The following is a 17,851-nucleotide window of genomic DNA, read 5'->3' on the forward strand; positions in this document are numbered from 1 at the left end:
AGCGAAAATTTCACTAGTCCTGTGGAAGATAAATGTATCTGATTTCGGTAATTGTTGCATAAGTCTAATTCTATGAAATAAAGCTAAGTGGAATTAACACAGATAATGGATGCAATGGGCATTAGAAATTGTGCCATATGCATTAGAAATTATGCGTTGTGCATTTTGGGAGTTAAATCTATGTAATAATGCTATAAAACTGAGGAATTTACTGAATTTGAAGGGAAATATTCAGTAAATTCCTTTTATTTTTGGAAATTTTAGTAAAAGACAAAGATATGCACACATTGACATTTATGTATAAATCATTACAATAAAATTAAGGAATCTATTTGCGTTGGTATATGTTTTTTTAAGAAAAAATTGTATTTAATTATACAATCTATAAATCAGATAGTGATTTGTTGAATAATACAATACTAATATAATAAATAGGAAATTTCTAATTATTTGAGCAACTTATTGTATTAATGGGAGGGGTTAATAAATGAAAAAGGTACTTGTTGTCGACGATGCAGCTTTTATGAGACTGTCACTGAAAACGTCACTTGAGAAAAATGGATATGAAGTTGTAGGTGAGGCAGACAATGGCTTAAAAGCTGTGGAAATGTATAAAATGTTAAAACCAGAAATTGTAACAATGGATATAACTATGCCTGAAATGGATGGCATTGAGGCTTTAGGAGAAATCATGAAATATGATCCAAAAGCTCAAGTTATTATGCTTAGTGCTATGGGACAGGAAGTTAAAATCAAAGAAGCTGTTTTATTAGGAGCAAAAGGTTTTGTGGTAAAACCATTTAAAGAAGATTATCTAATAAAAGCTTTAAGTAAGTTTTAAAAGTTAAGAAAACTGTATAACTGGGGGGGAAAATTATGGACACTAGAGAACCTATGCTCGATATTTTTATTTTTGAAACCTTTGAGATGTTGGAAAAGCTTCAGGAACTTATTATTGACAGTGAAAAAGTTAATGAGTTAGAAACAGATGCAATTAATGAAATATTTAGAATAATGCATACAATAAAAGGATCTTCAGGTATGATGATGTTTGATAATATTTCAAACCTCTCTCATACGATTGAAGATATATTTTATTTTATAAGAGAATCCAAACCAGACACAATAGATTATTCAGATCTTACAGATTTAGTTCTTGAGGGAAGCGATTTAATTAGAGCAGAAACAGAAAAAATAAATAATGATAAGGACGCCGATGGCGACTTTTCATTATTTATAGATAAGGCGAAAAAGTTTCTAGAAGGGCTAAAATCATCTAATCAAATATCAGAAAATTCAGATAACGAAGTGGTTAAGGAAAAAGAAATTATTAATAAAACTGAAGAGGTTCAAAAATATTATATTAGTAATGATAAAACAGATTCAAACCTAAACTTTTTTAGTGCAACATTATTTTTTGAAGAATTATGTGAGATGGAAAACATAAGGTGTTTTACTGTGGTTCATAAGCTAAAAGAAGTATCTGAAGTATGTTATTTTTATCCAGAAGATATTATTGAAAACAATGAAACTTGTGAAATCATAAAACAAGAGGGATTTAAAGTATTTTTAAAAACAAATTATAGCCTGAAAAATATAAAAGAATTTTTAATGGAAACTGTGTTTTTAAACAGAGTAGATATAACTGAATTTAACAATGAAACTGAATTTTATGATAATTATAGAAAACAAGATGAAAAGATAGAAGAAGCGATAATAAATGAAATCAAGGAAAATGAAATAAAAGAAATTGAAAAAGAAAAGCAGAAAGAAAAGACAGTAACTAAAACTGCACACAAACAAAGTTTGATTAGTGTTGATGTAAACAAACTTGATAAACTTATGGATTTAGTAGGCGAATTAGTTATTTCAGAAGCAATGGTAACTAAAAATCCAGAGATTGTAAATTTACAATTAGATAGTTTTAATAAAGCTGCAAGGCAACATAGGAAAAGACTTTCAGATCTCCAAGATGTTGTAATGTCTATAAGAATGGTTTCTTTAGCTCCAACATTAAATAAAATGAATAGAATAGTTCGAGATATGAGCAAGAAGCTAGATAAAGATTGTGAACTTGTAATTATAGGACAAGATACGGAAGTGGATAAAAACATAATCGAACATATAGGGGATCCATTGATGCATATAATAAGAAATTCTATGGATCACGGAATAGAAACTAAAGAAGAGCGATTACATAGTGGAAAACAATTAAATGCTAAAGTAACAATTGAGGCAAAAAGCACAGGAGGAGAAGTTTGGATTGTTGTTAAAGATGATGGTAAAGGGCTTAATAAAGAGAAAATATTAGAAAAAGCCAGAGAAAATAGTTTAGTAAAAGTAAAAGATACGGAACTAACCGATAAAGAAATTTATTCTATGATTTTCTTACCAGGTTTTTCAACTAAGGATAAGGTTACAGAATTTTCTGGACGTGGAGTAGGAATGGATGTGGTAGTAAAAGAAATAGAAAAGATTAGAGGAAATGTAAGTGTTGATAGTGTTCCAGGACAAGGTTCAACGTTTTCAATAAAAATACCATTAACTCTTGCAATAATTGATGGTATGACAATAAAAGTTGGTAATACTGTATTTACAATTCCTGTAACATCTATAAGACAATCGTTTATTATAAAAAAAGAAGATATAATTAAAGACCTTGATAATAAGGAAATGATACTTATTAGAGGTGAATGTTATTCAATATTAAGGCTTCATGAATTATATAATGTTGAAACTGACATTGTAAATATCGAAGATGGTATTGTAATTATGGTAGAAGATCAAGGCAAAGTTAAATGTATTTTTGCAGATAAGCTTATAGGAGAACAACAAGTAGTTATTAAAGCTCTTCCAGACTATATAAAGAAGGTAAAGGGGGTAAGTGGTTGCTCATTACTTGGAGATGCTACTATAAGTTTAATATTAAATGTATCTGAAATTGTAAATCTTTAAATAATATCTGGTATTGGATAAAAGGATTGGAGGACAAAGTATGGAGGACTTATTGGAAAAAGTAGTTGAAAGTGAGGAAGATACTCAAAAGGACAAATATTTAATATTCTCTATTGGGAATGAATGCTATGGGATTGATATTAAGTATGTGACAGAAATTATAGGTATTGAACCAATTACAGCGGTTCCTGAACTTCCTAATTATATTAAGGGTGTAATTAATCTTAGAGGAAAGATTATACCAGTTATGGATGTAAGGTTAAGATTTAAGAAGGAACAAAAAGAATACGATGACAGAACTTGCATCGTAGTAGTTGAAATTGGAAATATTAATATTGGGTTAATAATTGACAGGGTTTTAGAGGTAGTGAATATTGATGAAAGTAATATTTCACCACCACCTAAGATAAATTCTAATAAGGATAATGCAAACAAATATATAAAGGGTATTGGTAAAACTCAAAATGAAGTTAGGCTTCTTATTGATTGTCATAAATTATTAGAGGAAGATGAAATAGAAGAAATAAAAAGTGTGGAACTTTAAATCTTTTGACTGGGTAAATGTGGGAATAAAATGAAAATGAGGGGAATTTGATTATGAGATGGTATATGAATTTAAAGATAAAAAGTAAGATTTTTATTGCGTTCATAGGTTTGGTTATTTTAATGGGACTTGTTGGTCTAATTGGAATATTAAATCTTCAAAAAATAAGTACATTAGATAATGAATTATATGAAAATAATACTAAACCTATTGGTATTATGAGTAGTATACAAGTAAATTTGCAGAAAAACAGAATTATAACCAGAAATATAATAATTGAAAATGATATTAATAAGAACAACGAAGCTAAAAATGCTTTACTTGAAAATGACAAAGTAGTAGATAAAACCATGGAAGAATTTAAGAGCAGCATTTTAAATAATGCGGTACTTGAAGAATTTAATAACTTAAGAAAAAATATAGACAGTTATAGACCAGTTAGAGATAAAATAATTGAATTGAGATTACAAAATAAAACTGATGAAGCAATAAGTTTAATGAATGGAGAAGGTTCAAATCTTGTAAATAGTGTAGATGCCTCAGCAACAAAGCTTATTGAATTAAAGGAAACTCAAGGTAAAGAAAAAGCTGATAATAATTCAAAGTCTTCTAGTACTGCAACAATAACAATGCTTGGAATAATTATCTTAGGAATAATTATAGCTCTTGTATTGGGAATTATAATTTCAGGGTTAATAAGTAAGCCAATTAATAGAGTGTTACATATTCTTGAAGAAATGAGCAAAGGGCATCTTGGAGAAAGAATCAAACTTGATACAAAGGATGAAATAGGTCAAATGGCCAAAGTAATGGATATTTTTTCAGAATCATTGCAAGGTGTAGTAATAGGAACTATGAAAAAAATTGCTAATGGCGATGTTAGTATGAATTTAGAAGTTAGAGATGACAAAGATGAAATAGTACCAGCATTAAACAAAATAATAGAAAATGTTAGAAAATTAGTATTGGATGCAAATATGCTATCCAAAGCTGCTATTGAAGGAAATTTTGAAGTTAGAGCTGATTCATCAAAGCATGAAGGTGATTTTAAAAAGATTATAGAGGGTGTAAATGAAACATTGGATACTGTAGTTGATAAGGCAGTTTGGTATGAAGCAATAATAGATGCAATACCATTCCCAATACATGTAACCGATAAAGATATGAATTGGACATACATGAATAAGGCATTTGAAAAGTTAATGATTGAGCAAGGTGTTGTAAGAGATCGTAAATCAGGATATGGATTACAATGTTGTAATGCTGGAGCTAATATCTGCAATACAGAGAAATGTGGAATTAAGCAGCTTCATAAGGGAAAAACAGAAAGCTTCTTTGAATGGTGTGGTATGAGTAATAAGCAGGATACATCATATTTAAAGAATAAAAAGGGTGAAACTGTTGGATATGTTGAAGTTGTAACTGATCTAACACCTATTATTAGAGTTAGTGACTATACGAAAACTGAAGTTGAAAGGATTGAAGGAAATTTAAAGTTATTATCAAGTGGTAATACCGATTTTGATTTGAAAATTAAAGAGCCTGATAGTTATACTGAAGAAGTTAGTAAACAATTTAAAAGCATTTCTGATAGTTTAGAAGAAGTTAAAAATGCTGTAGATAATCTTATTAAAGATTCTAATGTGTTATCTAAAGCTGCAACAGAAGGAAAGTTAGATACAAGAGCAGATGCTGAAAAGCATAGTGGAGCTTTTAAAAAGATAGTAGAAGGTGTAAATAAAACACTAGATTCAGTAATAGGACCTCTGCATGTTGCTGCTGAATATGTAGATAGAATAAGCAGAGGAGATATTCCTGATAAAATAACTGATGAATATCATGGTGATTTTAATGAAATAAAGAATAACTTAAACAACTGCATAGATGTAATGAATGGTTTATTAAATGAAACTGATGATTTAATAAAAGCAACACAGGCAGGTGAGCTTGATACAAGAGGAAATTCAAAAAAATTTGCTGGAGGCTGGGGCACATTAGTTGAAGGAATAAATAAATTAATAGATGCTTTTGTCGCACCAATAAATGTGACAGCTGAATATGTAGACAGAATAAGTAAAGGAGATCTTCCAGAAAAGATAACGGCTGCATATTATGGAGATTTCAATTTAATCAAGAACAATTTAAATAGTTGTATTGATAATATAAAGGCTTTAGTAGAAGATGCAAATATGTTATCTGAAGCGGCAACAGAAGGGAATCTTAATATAAGAGCTGAAGCAGCTAAACATAATGGAGATTATAGAAAGATAGTAGAAGGGGTAAATAAATTAATTGAAGCTATGGTAAACCCAATACAAGAAGTTACTAGTGTTATGAACGAAATATCTAAAGGTAACTTGGAGAATTCTGTAAGTGAATCGTATAAAGGTGAGTTTGGAGTATTGGCAAAAGCTGTGAATTCTACAGAAAAAGGTTTAAAGAGAATTGTGGGAGAAATTGATAGTGTAATAGGAGAAATCTCAAATGGTAATTTAGCAATAGAAAATGTAACAGAATTCCATGGAAACTTTAAGAGTATTTCTTTATCTTTAAATAGGATAGTAGAATCTTTAAATAGTGTTCTTGGAGAGATTAATTCTGCAGCAGAACAAGTGTTTACTGGAGCAGGCCAAGTTGCAGATGGAAGCCAGGCTTTATCAAAAGGAGCTACAGAACAGGCAAGTTCAATTGAGGAATTAACAGCATCAATAACAGAGGTTGCAGCACAAACAAGAGAAAACTCTGTTAATGCAAATCAAGCAAAAGACCTTGCTCTAAAAGTTAAGGAAAATGCTGAAGATGGAAATAGGCATATGAGTGAAATGCTTAAGTCTATGAGTGAAATTAATGAGTCTTCTGCAAATATATCAAAGATAATTAAGGTAATAGATGAAATAGCCTTCCAAACTAATATTTTAGCTTTAAATGCTGCAGTAGAAGCAGCAAGAGCTGGTCAACATGGAAAGGGCTTTGCTGTGGTAGCAGAAGAAGTAAGAAATTTAGCAGCAAGAAGTGCTAATGCTGCAAAGGAAACTACAACACTTATTGAAGGATCAATTAGGAAAGCTGAAACAGGAACTGAAATTGCAAATAATACGGCAAAAGCTTTATATGAAATAGTTGATGGTGTAACAAAAGCAGCATCTCTTGTTTCAGAAATAGCAGCAGCTTCAGAAGAACAAGCTAGTGGTATTACACAAATAAATGTTGGAATCGAACAAGTGTCACGAGTTATTCAAACAAACTCAGCTACAGCAGAAGAGAGTGCTGCGGCTAGTGAAGAACTTTCAAGTCAATCAGAATTACTAAAAGATATGGTTGCAAACTTTAGGTTAAAGAATAGTAGTAGTGATAACAATATTATGAATTATAAGAGATCCAATAGAAACAAAGCTTATAATGCAAAGAATAATATGTATCAGAAAGAATCTGCTGCTACATTAACTAAAGTTGAAATAGATTTAAGTGATAATGAGTTTGGCAAATATTGAAAATGTTATAAAAATTGATGAAATGTTGAAGAGAGGTGCAATTTATCACCTCTTCTTCAATAATACATTGATTTATATAGCTGAAGGGGGAAAATAATGTGAAATGGTTTATTAATATGAGAATGAGTAAAAAGTTAATATTAGGGTTTGCTTTTATAGCGTTAATTTCTGGATGTATGGGTGGATATGGTATTTATTCCTTGAAACAAGCAAATAGCTTAGATACAGAGTTATATAATAATATGACAGTTCCAATATCAGAAATAGGAGAGCTTGGAACTATATTTCAAACTATGAGAGTTGATATTAGAGATCTTATAAATGCGCAATCACAGGATGTAGTAGAAGCTAAATCAAAGGAAATCTCGGAAATAAGATCAAATATAGATAAACTTCAAAATTCAATTCAGAAAACTATTGTAACAGAGGAAGTAAGGAGACAATTTGATATTTTTGTCAAAGCAAGAGATGCATATGGACCAGAATTGGATAAAGTATTAGCATTGGCTAAAGCAGGAAAGAAAGAAGAAGCTATTATAAAGAATAATGAGAATGCTCAATTGGGACAAGCAGAAGAGAAGGCAATTAGAGATTTAACTGCAGCAAAGATTAATGCTGCAAAACAAAAAATTGATTTAAATACAACTAATATTAATACAACTATAAGCTTAATGCTCACAGTAATAGCAATTGTAATTATTGCATCAATATTGATTGGATTATATATTTCAAGATTGATTACAAAACCTGTGCAGAAAGTGGCAAATATGATTGGTGAAATGGGCAAAGGACATTTTGGAGAGAGATTGAATATTGAAACAATGGATGAAATTGGACAAATGGCTAAAGCAATTGATGCTTTTGCTGAAGATTTACAAACAAATGTAATTGGAAATATTAATAAAATTGCCAATGGTGATGTAAGTATTGAGGTTCTTGTTAAGGATGAAAAAGACGAAGTATCACCAGCATTAAATAAAGCTGCTGAAAATATTAGAGCATTAGTTGAAGATTCAAGTATGTTATCAAAAGCAGCAACAGAAGGCAAATTAAATACACGAGCAGATGCAGCTAAACATAGCGGAGATTTCAGAAAAATAGTAGAAGGTGTAAATGAATTAATTGAAGCTATGGTAAAGCCAATACAAGAAGTAAATAGAACAATGAGTGGAATTTCTAATGGAAATTTAGAGGTGAGAGTTGAGGGTGATTATAAAGGTGAATTTGGAGTATTAGCAAAAGCAGTTAATACTACAGGAGAAAGTTTAAGTGTTATAGTAGGAGAAATTGATCAGATTATTGGAGAAATTTCAAAGGGAAATCTTGTTATTGAAAATATTAAAGAATTTGATGGGAATTTCAAGAGCATTTCTGTTTCCTTAAATAGAATTGTAGATTCATTAAATGAAGTTCTTGGTGAAATAAATTCAGCGTCAGAACAAGTTTATTCAGGAGCAAGCCAAGTTTCAGATGCTAGTCAGGCATTATCAAGAGGAGCAACAGAACAAGCTAGTTCCATAGAAGAATTAACATCATCAATAACAGAAGTTGCCGCACAAACTAGAGAAAATGCAACAAATGCAAATCAAGCAAAAGAACTTGCCCTTAAGGTTAAAACAAATGCAGAAGAAGGAAATGAGCATATGAGTGAAATGCTTAAGTCTATGGGAGAAATAAATGAATCATCTGCAAACATATCAAAAATAATAAAGGTTATAGATGAGATAGCCTTCCAAACTAATATACTTGCTCTTAATGCAGCAGTGGAAGCAGCAAGGGCTGGTCAACACGGAAAAGGCTTTGCGGTAGTTGCAGAGGAAGTAAGAAATTTAGCAGCAAGAAGTGCTAATGCAGCTAAGGAAACTACAACTCTTATAGAAGGCTCTATTATTAAGGCTGAAAAGGGAACAGAAATTGCTAATAATACTGCAAAAGCTTTATATGAAATAGTTGATGGAGTATCGAAAGCTGCAACTCTTGTATCAGAGATAGCAGCGGCTTCTGAAGAGCAAGCTAGTGGCCTTACACAAATAAATATTGGAATTGAACAAGTATCACGTGTTGTTCAAACAAATTCAGCTACTGCTGAAGAGAGTGCTGCGGCAAGTGAAGAGCTTTCAAGTCAATCAGAGTTACTTAAAGATATGGTTGCAAACTTTAAGCTAAGGAGTAGTAGCAGTGAAAATAGCATTATGAATTTCAAGAATCCTAAAAGAAGCATAGCTTATAATTCAAAGAATAATAATGTACATAAAGAATCGGCAGCAACATTAAATAAATTACAAATTGATTTAAGTGATAGTGAATTTGGTAAATATTAATCTAAAGAATGTTTTTAATTTTATAAGCATATAAGGGGTGCAAATATATGAATTTGTTTATGAATCTAAAGATTAGAAATAAAATAATTTTGTGTTTTTTCTTAATAGTTATTATGATGGGAATGGTTGGATATGTAGGGATATCTAATATGCAAACTATTGGTAAGCTAGACAACGAATTATATACTGATAATACTGAGCCTATAACCTCAATTACCGTTGTTCAGGTAGATTTGCAAAAAAATAGAGTTAATCTTAGAAATATGATAATGGAGAATGATATTGACAAAAACAAAGAGAATAGAAAATTATTAACTGAAACTGATAATGAAATTGATAAATTTATGAATGACTTTAAAAATACAATAAAAGCTCAAAATATAATGGATGAGTACAATGAGTTAAAAGAAAATATAGATAAATATAGACCAGTTAGAGATAAAATAGCTGAATATGCAATGCGGAACAAAGATGATGAAGCAATTGCCCTTGTAAATGGTGATGGAAGTGTTCTTGCAAAAGCAATAGATACTTCAGCATCTAAGCTCATTGACCTTAAGGAAAACCAAGGAAAGAGTAAAGCTGAAACTAATATGAAAACTGTAAGTAATGCAACTATTTCAATGCTGGTAATTATTATTATAGGAATAATAATTTCTACAATTCTTGGATTTGTATTATCAAATTTAATTAGTAATCCAGTTAATAAGGTTAAGAATATACTAAAAGAAATTTCTAAAGGACATGTTAGGGATAGAGCAAATATAAGTACAAGAGATGAAATAGGAGAAATGGCTAGAACTATGGATGAACTTGCTGAAAATCTTCAAACCAAAATAGTTGCTGTAATGAATAGAATTGCTCAAGGTGATGTGAGCATGGATTTAGTTGAAATAGATGAAAAAGATGAAATAACGCCTGCTATGAATAAAATGATATCAAATATTAGAAATTTGGTAATGGATACAAATACTTTATCAAAAGCAGCTAAGGAAGGAAAGCTTGATGAAAGAGCTGATTCATCTATACATAGTGGAGATTTTCAAAAGATAATAGAAGGGATTAATGAATTAATTGAAGCTATGGCAAATCCGATTATGGAAGTTAATGAAGTTATGAAAGAAATGTCTAAAGGAAATTTAGATGTTTCAGTTAATGGAAATTATAAAGGTGATTTTGGGGCATTAGCTAACGCAGTTAATACAACAACTGATTCTTTAAATTCAGTACTTGGTGAAATAAATGGAGCAGCAGAGCAGGTGTTTTCAGGAGCAAGCCAAATTTCGGATGGAAGTCAAGCTTTGGCTAGAGGAGCTACTGAACAAGCAAGTTCCTTAGAAGAGTTAACAGCCTCTATAACAGAAATAGCAGCACAAACCAAAGAAAATTCTGGAAACGCAAATACAGCAAAAGAACTTGCATTGAAGGTTAAGGAAAATGCTAACGATGGAAATGAGCATATGAGTGAAATGCTTAAATCTATGGGAGAGATAAATGAATCATCGGCAAATATTTCAAAGATAATAAAAGTAATAGATGAAATAGCTTTTCAAACAAATATACTTGCTCTTAATGCAGCAGTGGAAGCAGCAAGAGCTGGACAACATGGAAAAGGTTTTGCAGTAGTTGCAGAGGAAGTAAGAAATTTGGCAGCAAGAAGTGCAAATGCAGCTAAGGAAACTACAACATTGATAGAAGGATCTATTAAGAAGGCCGAAAGAGGAACAGAAATTGCAAATAATACAGCAAAGGCTTTATATGAAATAGTTGATGGGGTATCAAAAGCTGCAATTCTTGTATCAGAAATAGCTGCATCGTCAGAAGAGCAAGCTACTGGAATTACCCAAATAAATGTTGGAATTGAACAGGTATCACAAGTGGTTCAAACTAATTCTGCAACAGCAGAAGAAAGTGCAGCAGCCAGTGAAGAGCTTTCAAGTCAATCAGAATTGCTTAAAAATATGGTTTCAAGTTTTAAACTAAAAAATTCTATTATGATGTCAGAAAAGGCTATTCAAGCACAAAGTTATATGCGAAAGCAAAATTATAATAGCATAAGTAATAATAAACCATATACAGAAGCTGCAAATTCTATTCAAAAAATCAGATTAGATTTAAGTGATAATGAATTTGGTAAATATTAATAATGAATTAGAATAAGGTTGGTGAATAATTAAATTGAGATTTGAGAAAATTGCTCTAGATACTATTATTAGCCATTTAGCTCTATTAGTAATTATTGTTGATAAAAATATGGATGTTAAATATAATAATTTAAATTCACAAAATATTAGCGAAAATGATGATGAGGGTCCAGGATATTATATAAATTGTTTCAACTCAAAGCATGGATGTGGTAAAAGTAAAGAATGTTTAAATTGTAGGTTAAGGCAGATCGTTATGGATACAATTAGAACGTTAAAACCTTGTGGGGATGAAGAAGTTGAAATTAATGTAATAGAAAACAATTTATCTAAAAAAGCGTGGTTTAAAATTCAAACAATTCCAATAAAAAATTTTGGAGAAGATCAAGTAATTGTTGGATTTACTGATATTACAGAATATAAAGAAAGGAATGAGGAGCTTATTAAACTTTCGAAAGCGGCGGATTCAGCCAATAAAGCAAAAAGTGAATTTTTGGCAAATATGAGCCATGAAATAAGAACTCCTTTAAATGGGATAATAGGTATGACAGATTTAACACTGGCATCAAATCTGTCAAGTGAACAAAGGGAAAATTTAAATATTGTAAAAAATTGTGCCCATAGTTTATTGTCTCTAATAAATAATATTTTAGATTTATCAAAAATTGAAGCTGAAAAAGTGTCAATAGAGCATATAGACTTTAAATTAGATGAATTAATAAAAAACGTTGTATACACAAATATTCCAAAAGCTAATCAAAAGTACATAGAAATACATTATGATATTGATGAAAAAATTCCTGAAATTTTAGTAGGTGACTTGCATAGATTAAGTCAAGTGTTAAACAATTTGATATCAAATGCTGTTAAATTTACTGAGAAAGGATTTGTATTAATAGAAGTTAAAGAAGTTGGCAGGACTAAGAATTTTTGTGAAATTGAATTTGCTGTAGAAGATTTGGGAATTGGAATTAGCAAAGATGAAATGAAATTACTTTTTAAAAGTTTTTCACAAGTAGATGGATCTATAACAAGAAAATATGGAGGGACTGGCCTTGGATTAGTAATTTCTCAAAAGCTTGTTAATTTAATGGGAGGAGAGATTAAGGTTGATAGTCAAAAAGGAATTGGCAGTAGATTTTATTTTACGATTAAATTAGAAGAAGCTAAAGAGGAAAAATTAGATTCAACAATTAATTCAGTATCTAATTGTGATAAAAAAGAAGAGAGTATATTGTTAGTAGAGGATAATAGTATAAACAAATTAGTAATTAAGAAAATGTTAAAGGAATTGGGATATGAAAAAATAAAAATTGCATCTAACGGTGTGGAAGCTTTAAAATTACTTGACGATAATAGATTTGATATAATTTTAATGGATATACAGATGCCAGAATTGGACGGAGTAGAAACTGTTAAAATTATTCGACGCAATGAAAAGGAATTGGGAATTCATACTCCTATTATTGCAACCACTGCATATGCACTAAAAGGCGATAAAGAAAAATTTTTATCACAAGGTATGGATGATTATATATCTAAACCTGTTGATATTAATGAATTAAGTAGAATATTAAAAAAGATTGAGGACTATTTAAGAAGTGATCAAGTAAATATAGTTCAAGATTATTTAAAACCTAAATTATATAAACAGGAAGATTCAATCGAAGACATTGAAGTTAATAAGAGGCAGTTACTAGATGAATTAGTTAAATTAAATTCATATTTTAATGAAAAGAATAGCAAAGTAGTAAATTATTTTAAAATTGAAAAAATTGCTCATAATATTAAAATAGAATGTGAAGCAAAAAATCTAAATCAAATAAAAACATTAGCTTTTAAAATTGAACTTGCAGCAAGAAAACAAGATAATAGTGGAATAAAAACTAATATAGATAAAATTCTTACTATACTGCAAAAGAAAAACTAAGATAAAAGATTTACATAATTGTTGTTGTTCTTTTGAATAGTTAATTAAGAAATAATGCACAGGGGAGTGGTTTTATGAAAATATTAATAGTAGAAGATGATTTATCAAGCAGAAAATTCTTATATAAGGTTATGTCTGAATATGGAGGATGTGATGTTACTGTAGATGGAATGGAAGGGTTAGATGCATTTATGATTGCATTGGATGATGGAGAACCATATGATTTAATATGTTTAGATATTATGATGCCAAAAGTAGATGGTGTAAAAGTTCTGAAAACTATAAGGGAAATAGAAAGACAGAGGAATATTGAAGGAGATAGTAAAGTAAAAATAATAATGACAACAGCGCTAAATGATGCAGAAATTGTTAAAAGTTCTTTTGATAGTGGATGTGAAGTTTATGCAGCAAAGCCTATAGATATAAAAAAATTAGAAAATGTTATGGAAAAATTAAACTTTACAAAAGGCAAAAAATAAATGAACTTTAATATTTATGAATATGTATTAGATCAGTTATACTTAATATTATTAGGTATAGCTGATCTATTTTTTAAAGAAGATATTAATCTTTTGTAAGTAAGCGTATATTCTTACCTATAATTTTTATTCCTTTTTCAATATCTTCATCAGTTACTCTTCCAAAACCAATTCTAAAAGTATCGCTTCCAGTAATAAATTTAGAAGTATTTTGCATATTTTCATAAAAAATATCTCCAGGCATAAATAGAACATTATCTTTATAGCATAAATCTAAAAGTTTGCGTGCGTCTAAATTATTTTTTAATTTTACAAAGATATGAAGACCACCTTCTCCAGTGATATATTCATATGGAATATATTTCTCTACCAAATTCACTACAAGATTGTATTTGTCTCGATAGTATTTTCTAACATTTTTAACATATCTGTTAAAGGCTCCACTTTTTAAATAATAATAAAAAGCACTTTGGTCAAGAAAGGAAGAATGAATATTTTTACCGCGTTTTACACTTTCTAAAATATCTACCAGTTTATCATCAGCTAATATCCATCCAATTCTTAACCCTGGAAATAGAATTTTTGAAAGGCTTCCAATATAGATCACTCCATTACCACTACCACATAAGGATGCAATTGGATCAATAGGGGAACTGGTATATAACAATTCTTCGTTAAACCCATCCTCTATTATAGGAACAGAAAATTTACGGAAAAGTTTATAAATTTCTTTCCTGCGTTCGGTCTTCGTAACTATACCAGTTGGATTATTATATGAAGGGATTAAATATCCAAATTTGGGGTTGTGATTACTTAATGCTTCTTCAAGAGACTTTATATTTAAACCTTCTTTGTCCATTTTAACTTGAACAATTTTAAGGCCATAAGCTTTCATTATCTTTAAAGCAGTATTATGTGTTGGTTCTTCACATATAATTGTGTCACCTTCATTAGTTAAAGAACTTATAACTATATCAAAGGCTTCAGTAAATCCATTTGTTATTAATATATCTTTATTAATAGTATTAATCTGCTTTTCTTTCATGTACTCTAAGAAATAATCAATTAAAGGTTTATACCCCTTAGCATATCCATAATTAAGTAAATTAGCACCTTCATAAGTCCAAGCGTCTAAGAATGATCTTTTGAAATCATCAAGATTAAAAAGATGACTCTCAGGAGAAATGGACTTAAAAGATATCATACCTTTTTTATATGGAAGTTCACTTTTTACAATATCAAATTTTTTTAAAGTGTCTCCATATGCATTTATTCGTTTAATATAATCTACATTATATTCATAATTTTCATTTTCACCTTCAATCAGAACGAAAGTACCTATACCTCTTTTGGTAATAATTATCCCCATACTTTCAAGCTCTTCGTAAGCAGAAATAACTGAATTCCTGCTGATATTTAAAAATTTACTAACCTCTCGTGTAGAAGGAAGTTTACTATCTTTTTTTAATTCTCCATTTTTTATTCCTTGTTTGATATGTTTTTCTATTTGAAGATATATTGGTTCATCTTTTTTTACAACAAGATTAGAAAATATCAATGTCTGAGCACCTCTCTCCTTAAGAAATTATCATTAGTATTATATCAATTTCTGTACATACTTTACAATATTAACAGAAATATAACAATAATTATTAAGATTTAACTTGAAATATAAGTCGAAGAATGAAAGATTTTAATGGAAAATTTAAGATAATTAACAATATTTGATTTACTATGGCTAAAATTGTAGAAAATGTATTTCAAATATGATAAAATCGATATGACAATTACTTTATTTTATTTTCGCATATCATAAAAAATTGCATAATGGGGGGAAGCTTAAAATGTGGAAAAAGTTATCTTTTAAAATGAAATTGTTGTTTAGTGTTTTACCTATAGTAATAATTGGGATGCTAGTCTTAAGCATAACTGCAATTTACCAGTTTAGACAAACTATAAGAACAGAAGTTATTAATGATAAGGCAGTAGAAACAAAAACTATGTCTGAAAATGTTAATGGTTGGCTTGAAGGAAAGCTTCTTGAAGTAAGAAATTCAACCAATACGCCTACAGCAAAGGCCATTGAAACTGATATTGCATCAGTAGATAAATTTAATTCTGATAGAATTAAAGCCTTTGAAAAAGAATATCCTGGAGAGTATGATAACGCGGCAGCAACATTATTCAATAATGATGGGAAATCGAGAGCTCAGTATGCAAATGGAAATTTTGTTAACGGAGATGTGGCAGAAAAACCTTGGTATAAAACTCTTATGAGTGGGGCATCTTTTGTTATTTCAAATCCTGTTATATCAAAGGGAACTGGTAAAGCACTAGTAGTTATTGGAGCCCCTATTAAAAATGAACAAAATAAATCAATTGGTACAATGATATCTGGAGTAAATTTAGCCTATATTCAAGATAAGATTAAAGCTTTTAAATTTGGAGAAAAAGGATATAGTTTATTAATTGGTCAAGATGGTACATTCATTGTTAATCCTGATGAATCTTTGGTTATGAAAGCTAAAATAGCTGATGCTGAAGATTCTAATGTAAAAGAACTAGGAAATAAGATGCTTCAAACTGACACAGGAACATTTACTTTTAATCAAGGTACCGAGAAATATATTGCTTTTTATAATAAAGTACCTTTATCAGGATGGAGTTTAGCAAGTGTAGTTTCAGAGGACGAATTATTAGCAGCTTCTAATAAACTTATGACAACACTTCTTTTAATAACTGTTGTTATTGTAATTTTAATTGCAGGAATCATAATATTAGTTGCTAAAAGAATTACAGCGCCATTAAGAAGATTATCAGAGTTTTCAGAAGAAATTGCAGCTGGTAATCTTACAGTGCAATTAGAGTTAAAATCAAATGATGAAATTGGAAAGGTTGGACGAAGTTTAAACAATACAACAAGTAAATTAAAGGAAATGATAGGTGCAATAAGTGATTCGGCTAATGAAGTAAGTAACTTATCAAGCAACTTGATTGTAGCAACAGAGGAGTCTTTAAGAGGAACTGATGAAGTGTCAAAGAGTATGCAGGAAATAGCTTCTGGTGCTGTTGCACAAGCAGAAAGTGCTGGTAAAGCTTCTACAGCAACAGAAGAACTTGTTGATAAGATAAGTGAAGTTACAGCAAAGTATGGTCATATGACGGAAATGGTGGAAGATTCTAAAAAAGTAAGTAGCTCTGGGGCGAAAGGAGTTAAGGAAGCAATTGAAAGTATTCAAATTATAGCTTCAACTAATAAAGCTAATGTTGAAGAAGCTAGAGAATTATTAGAAAAATCTAAAGAGATTGGACAAATAGTGTTTGTAATTAAGGATATAGCAGAGCAAACAAATCTATTAGCTTTAAATGCTGCTATTGAAGCTGCAAGAGCTGGTGAACAAGGGAAAGGCTTTGCAGTTGTTGCTGAAGAAGTTAGAACTTTAGCAGAAGAATCAAGTGAAGCTTCGAATAGAATAGCTGCTTTAATAAATGGAATTCAAACCCAAATTCAAAATATTGCAGAACAAATGGATAGTGGTACAAGTAATGTAGTGCATGGAGTTGAGGTTGCAACTTTAGTTGGTGAAAATTTTGGGCAAATTGAAAACACCTTTAATAAAATTAGTTCTATTGTTGAAGAAGTGTCTCAAGCTACAAAAGAAATGTCAAATAAAGCTAATACAACAAGTGATGTAATAAATAATGTGGCAGCAGTAACAGAAGAAAATTCAGCAGCAACAGAAGAAGTAACAGCTGCAAATGAAGAACAGACAGCTTATATACATCAAATTGGAGAAACAGCAAATAGATTAGATCGACTTGTTGAAACTTTAAAAGATACAGTAAACAAATTTAAAATATAGAGATATCCAAAGCGAGAATTAGACTTATGCGAAAATTACCGAAATCAAATGCATTTATCTTCCACAGGACTAGTGAAATTTTCGCTGGAAGGTTCTAAATGGCGGCTTGTAGTCATTTCAGCGT

Annotated in this window: 10 protein-coding genes; 9 read left to right on the forward strand and 1 reads right to left on the reverse strand. The window is 30.0% G+C overall.

What is annotated here, in order from left to right; genetic code table 11:
- The first annotated feature begins 487 nt into the window (after positions 1-487).
- The 8 genes from L3B98_RS28155 (at position 488) to L3B98_RS28190 (ending at position 13,864) form a co-directional block, all read left to right on the forward strand.
- Positions 488-841: a response regulator gene (locus tag L3B98_RS28155; protein WP_015393692.1), complete on the forward strand. Its 354-nt coding sequence runs from the start codon at positions 488-490 to the stop codon at positions 839-841.
- A gap of 35 nt (positions 842-876) precedes the next feature.
- Positions 877-2,955 carry a chemotaxis protein CheA gene (locus L3B98_RS28160; protein ID WP_238919135.1) on the forward strand — a complete coding sequence of 693 codons (2,079 nt, stop codon included), beginning with the start codon at positions 877-879 and terminating at the stop codon, positions 2,953-2,955.
- Positions 2,956-2,995: 40 nt separating this feature from the next.
- Complete coding sequence (locus L3B98_RS28165; protein WP_238919136.1) at positions 2,996-3,499, forward strand: chemotaxis protein CheW; 504 nt, start codon at positions 2,996-2,998, stop codon at positions 3,497-3,499.
- A gap of 53 nt (positions 3,500-3,552) precedes the next feature.
- Positions 3,553-6,990, forward strand: coding sequence for a methyl-accepting chemotaxis protein (locus L3B98_RS28170; RefSeq protein WP_238919137.1), 3,438 nt, complete (start codon positions 3,553-3,555; stop codon positions 6,988-6,990).
- Between the two features lie 98 nt (positions 6,991-7,088).
- A complete protein-coding gene (locus L3B98_RS28175) occupies positions 7,089-9,311 on the forward strand; it encodes a methyl-accepting chemotaxis protein (RefSeq protein WP_238919138.1) in 2,223 nt (740 codons plus the stop codon).
- 47 nt (positions 9,312-9,358) lie between these two features.
- The gene (locus L3B98_RS28180; RefSeq protein ID WP_238919139.1) at positions 9,359-11,455 is read left to right on the forward strand and encodes a methyl-accepting chemotaxis protein; all 2,097 of its coding nucleotides are present in this window, start codon (positions 9,359-9,361) and stop codon (positions 11,453-11,455) included.
- 34 nt (positions 11,456-11,489) lie between these two features.
- Positions 11,490-13,385: a response regulator gene (locus tag L3B98_RS28185; RefSeq protein ID WP_238919140.1), complete on the forward strand. Its 1,896-nt coding sequence runs from the start codon at positions 11,490-11,492 to the stop codon at positions 13,383-13,385.
- A 74-nt stretch (positions 13,386-13,459) separates the two neighbouring features.
- Positions 13,460-13,864 carry a response regulator gene (locus L3B98_RS28190; RefSeq protein WP_015393685.1) on the forward strand — a complete coding sequence of 135 codons (405 nt, stop codon included), beginning with the start codon at positions 13,460-13,462 and terminating at the stop codon, positions 13,862-13,864.
- Positions 13,865-13,949: 85 nt separating this feature from the next.
- On the opposite strand, the gene L3B98_RS28195 is transcribed toward L3B98_RS28190, so the two are convergent.
- Entirely contained in the window at positions 13,950-15,422 is a 1,473-nt protein-coding gene (locus L3B98_RS28195) for a PLP-dependent aminotransferase family protein (protein ID WP_238919141.1), read from the reverse strand.
- Between the two features lie 286 nt (positions 15,423-15,708).
- On the opposite strand from L3B98_RS28195, the gene L3B98_RS28200 reads away from it, so the two are divergent.
- Positions 15,709-17,727, forward strand: coding sequence for a methyl-accepting chemotaxis protein (locus L3B98_RS28200; protein ID WP_238919142.1), 2,019 nt, complete (start codon positions 15,709-15,711; stop codon positions 17,725-17,727).
- The last annotated feature ends 124 nt before the right edge of the window (positions 17,728-17,851 follow it).

It is taken from the genome of Clostridium sp. YIM B02555, assembly GCF_022320955.1.
GTDB classification, from domain to species: Bacteria; Bacillota; Clostridia; order Clostridiales; family Clostridiaceae; genus Clostridium; species Clostridium saccharoperbutylacetonicum.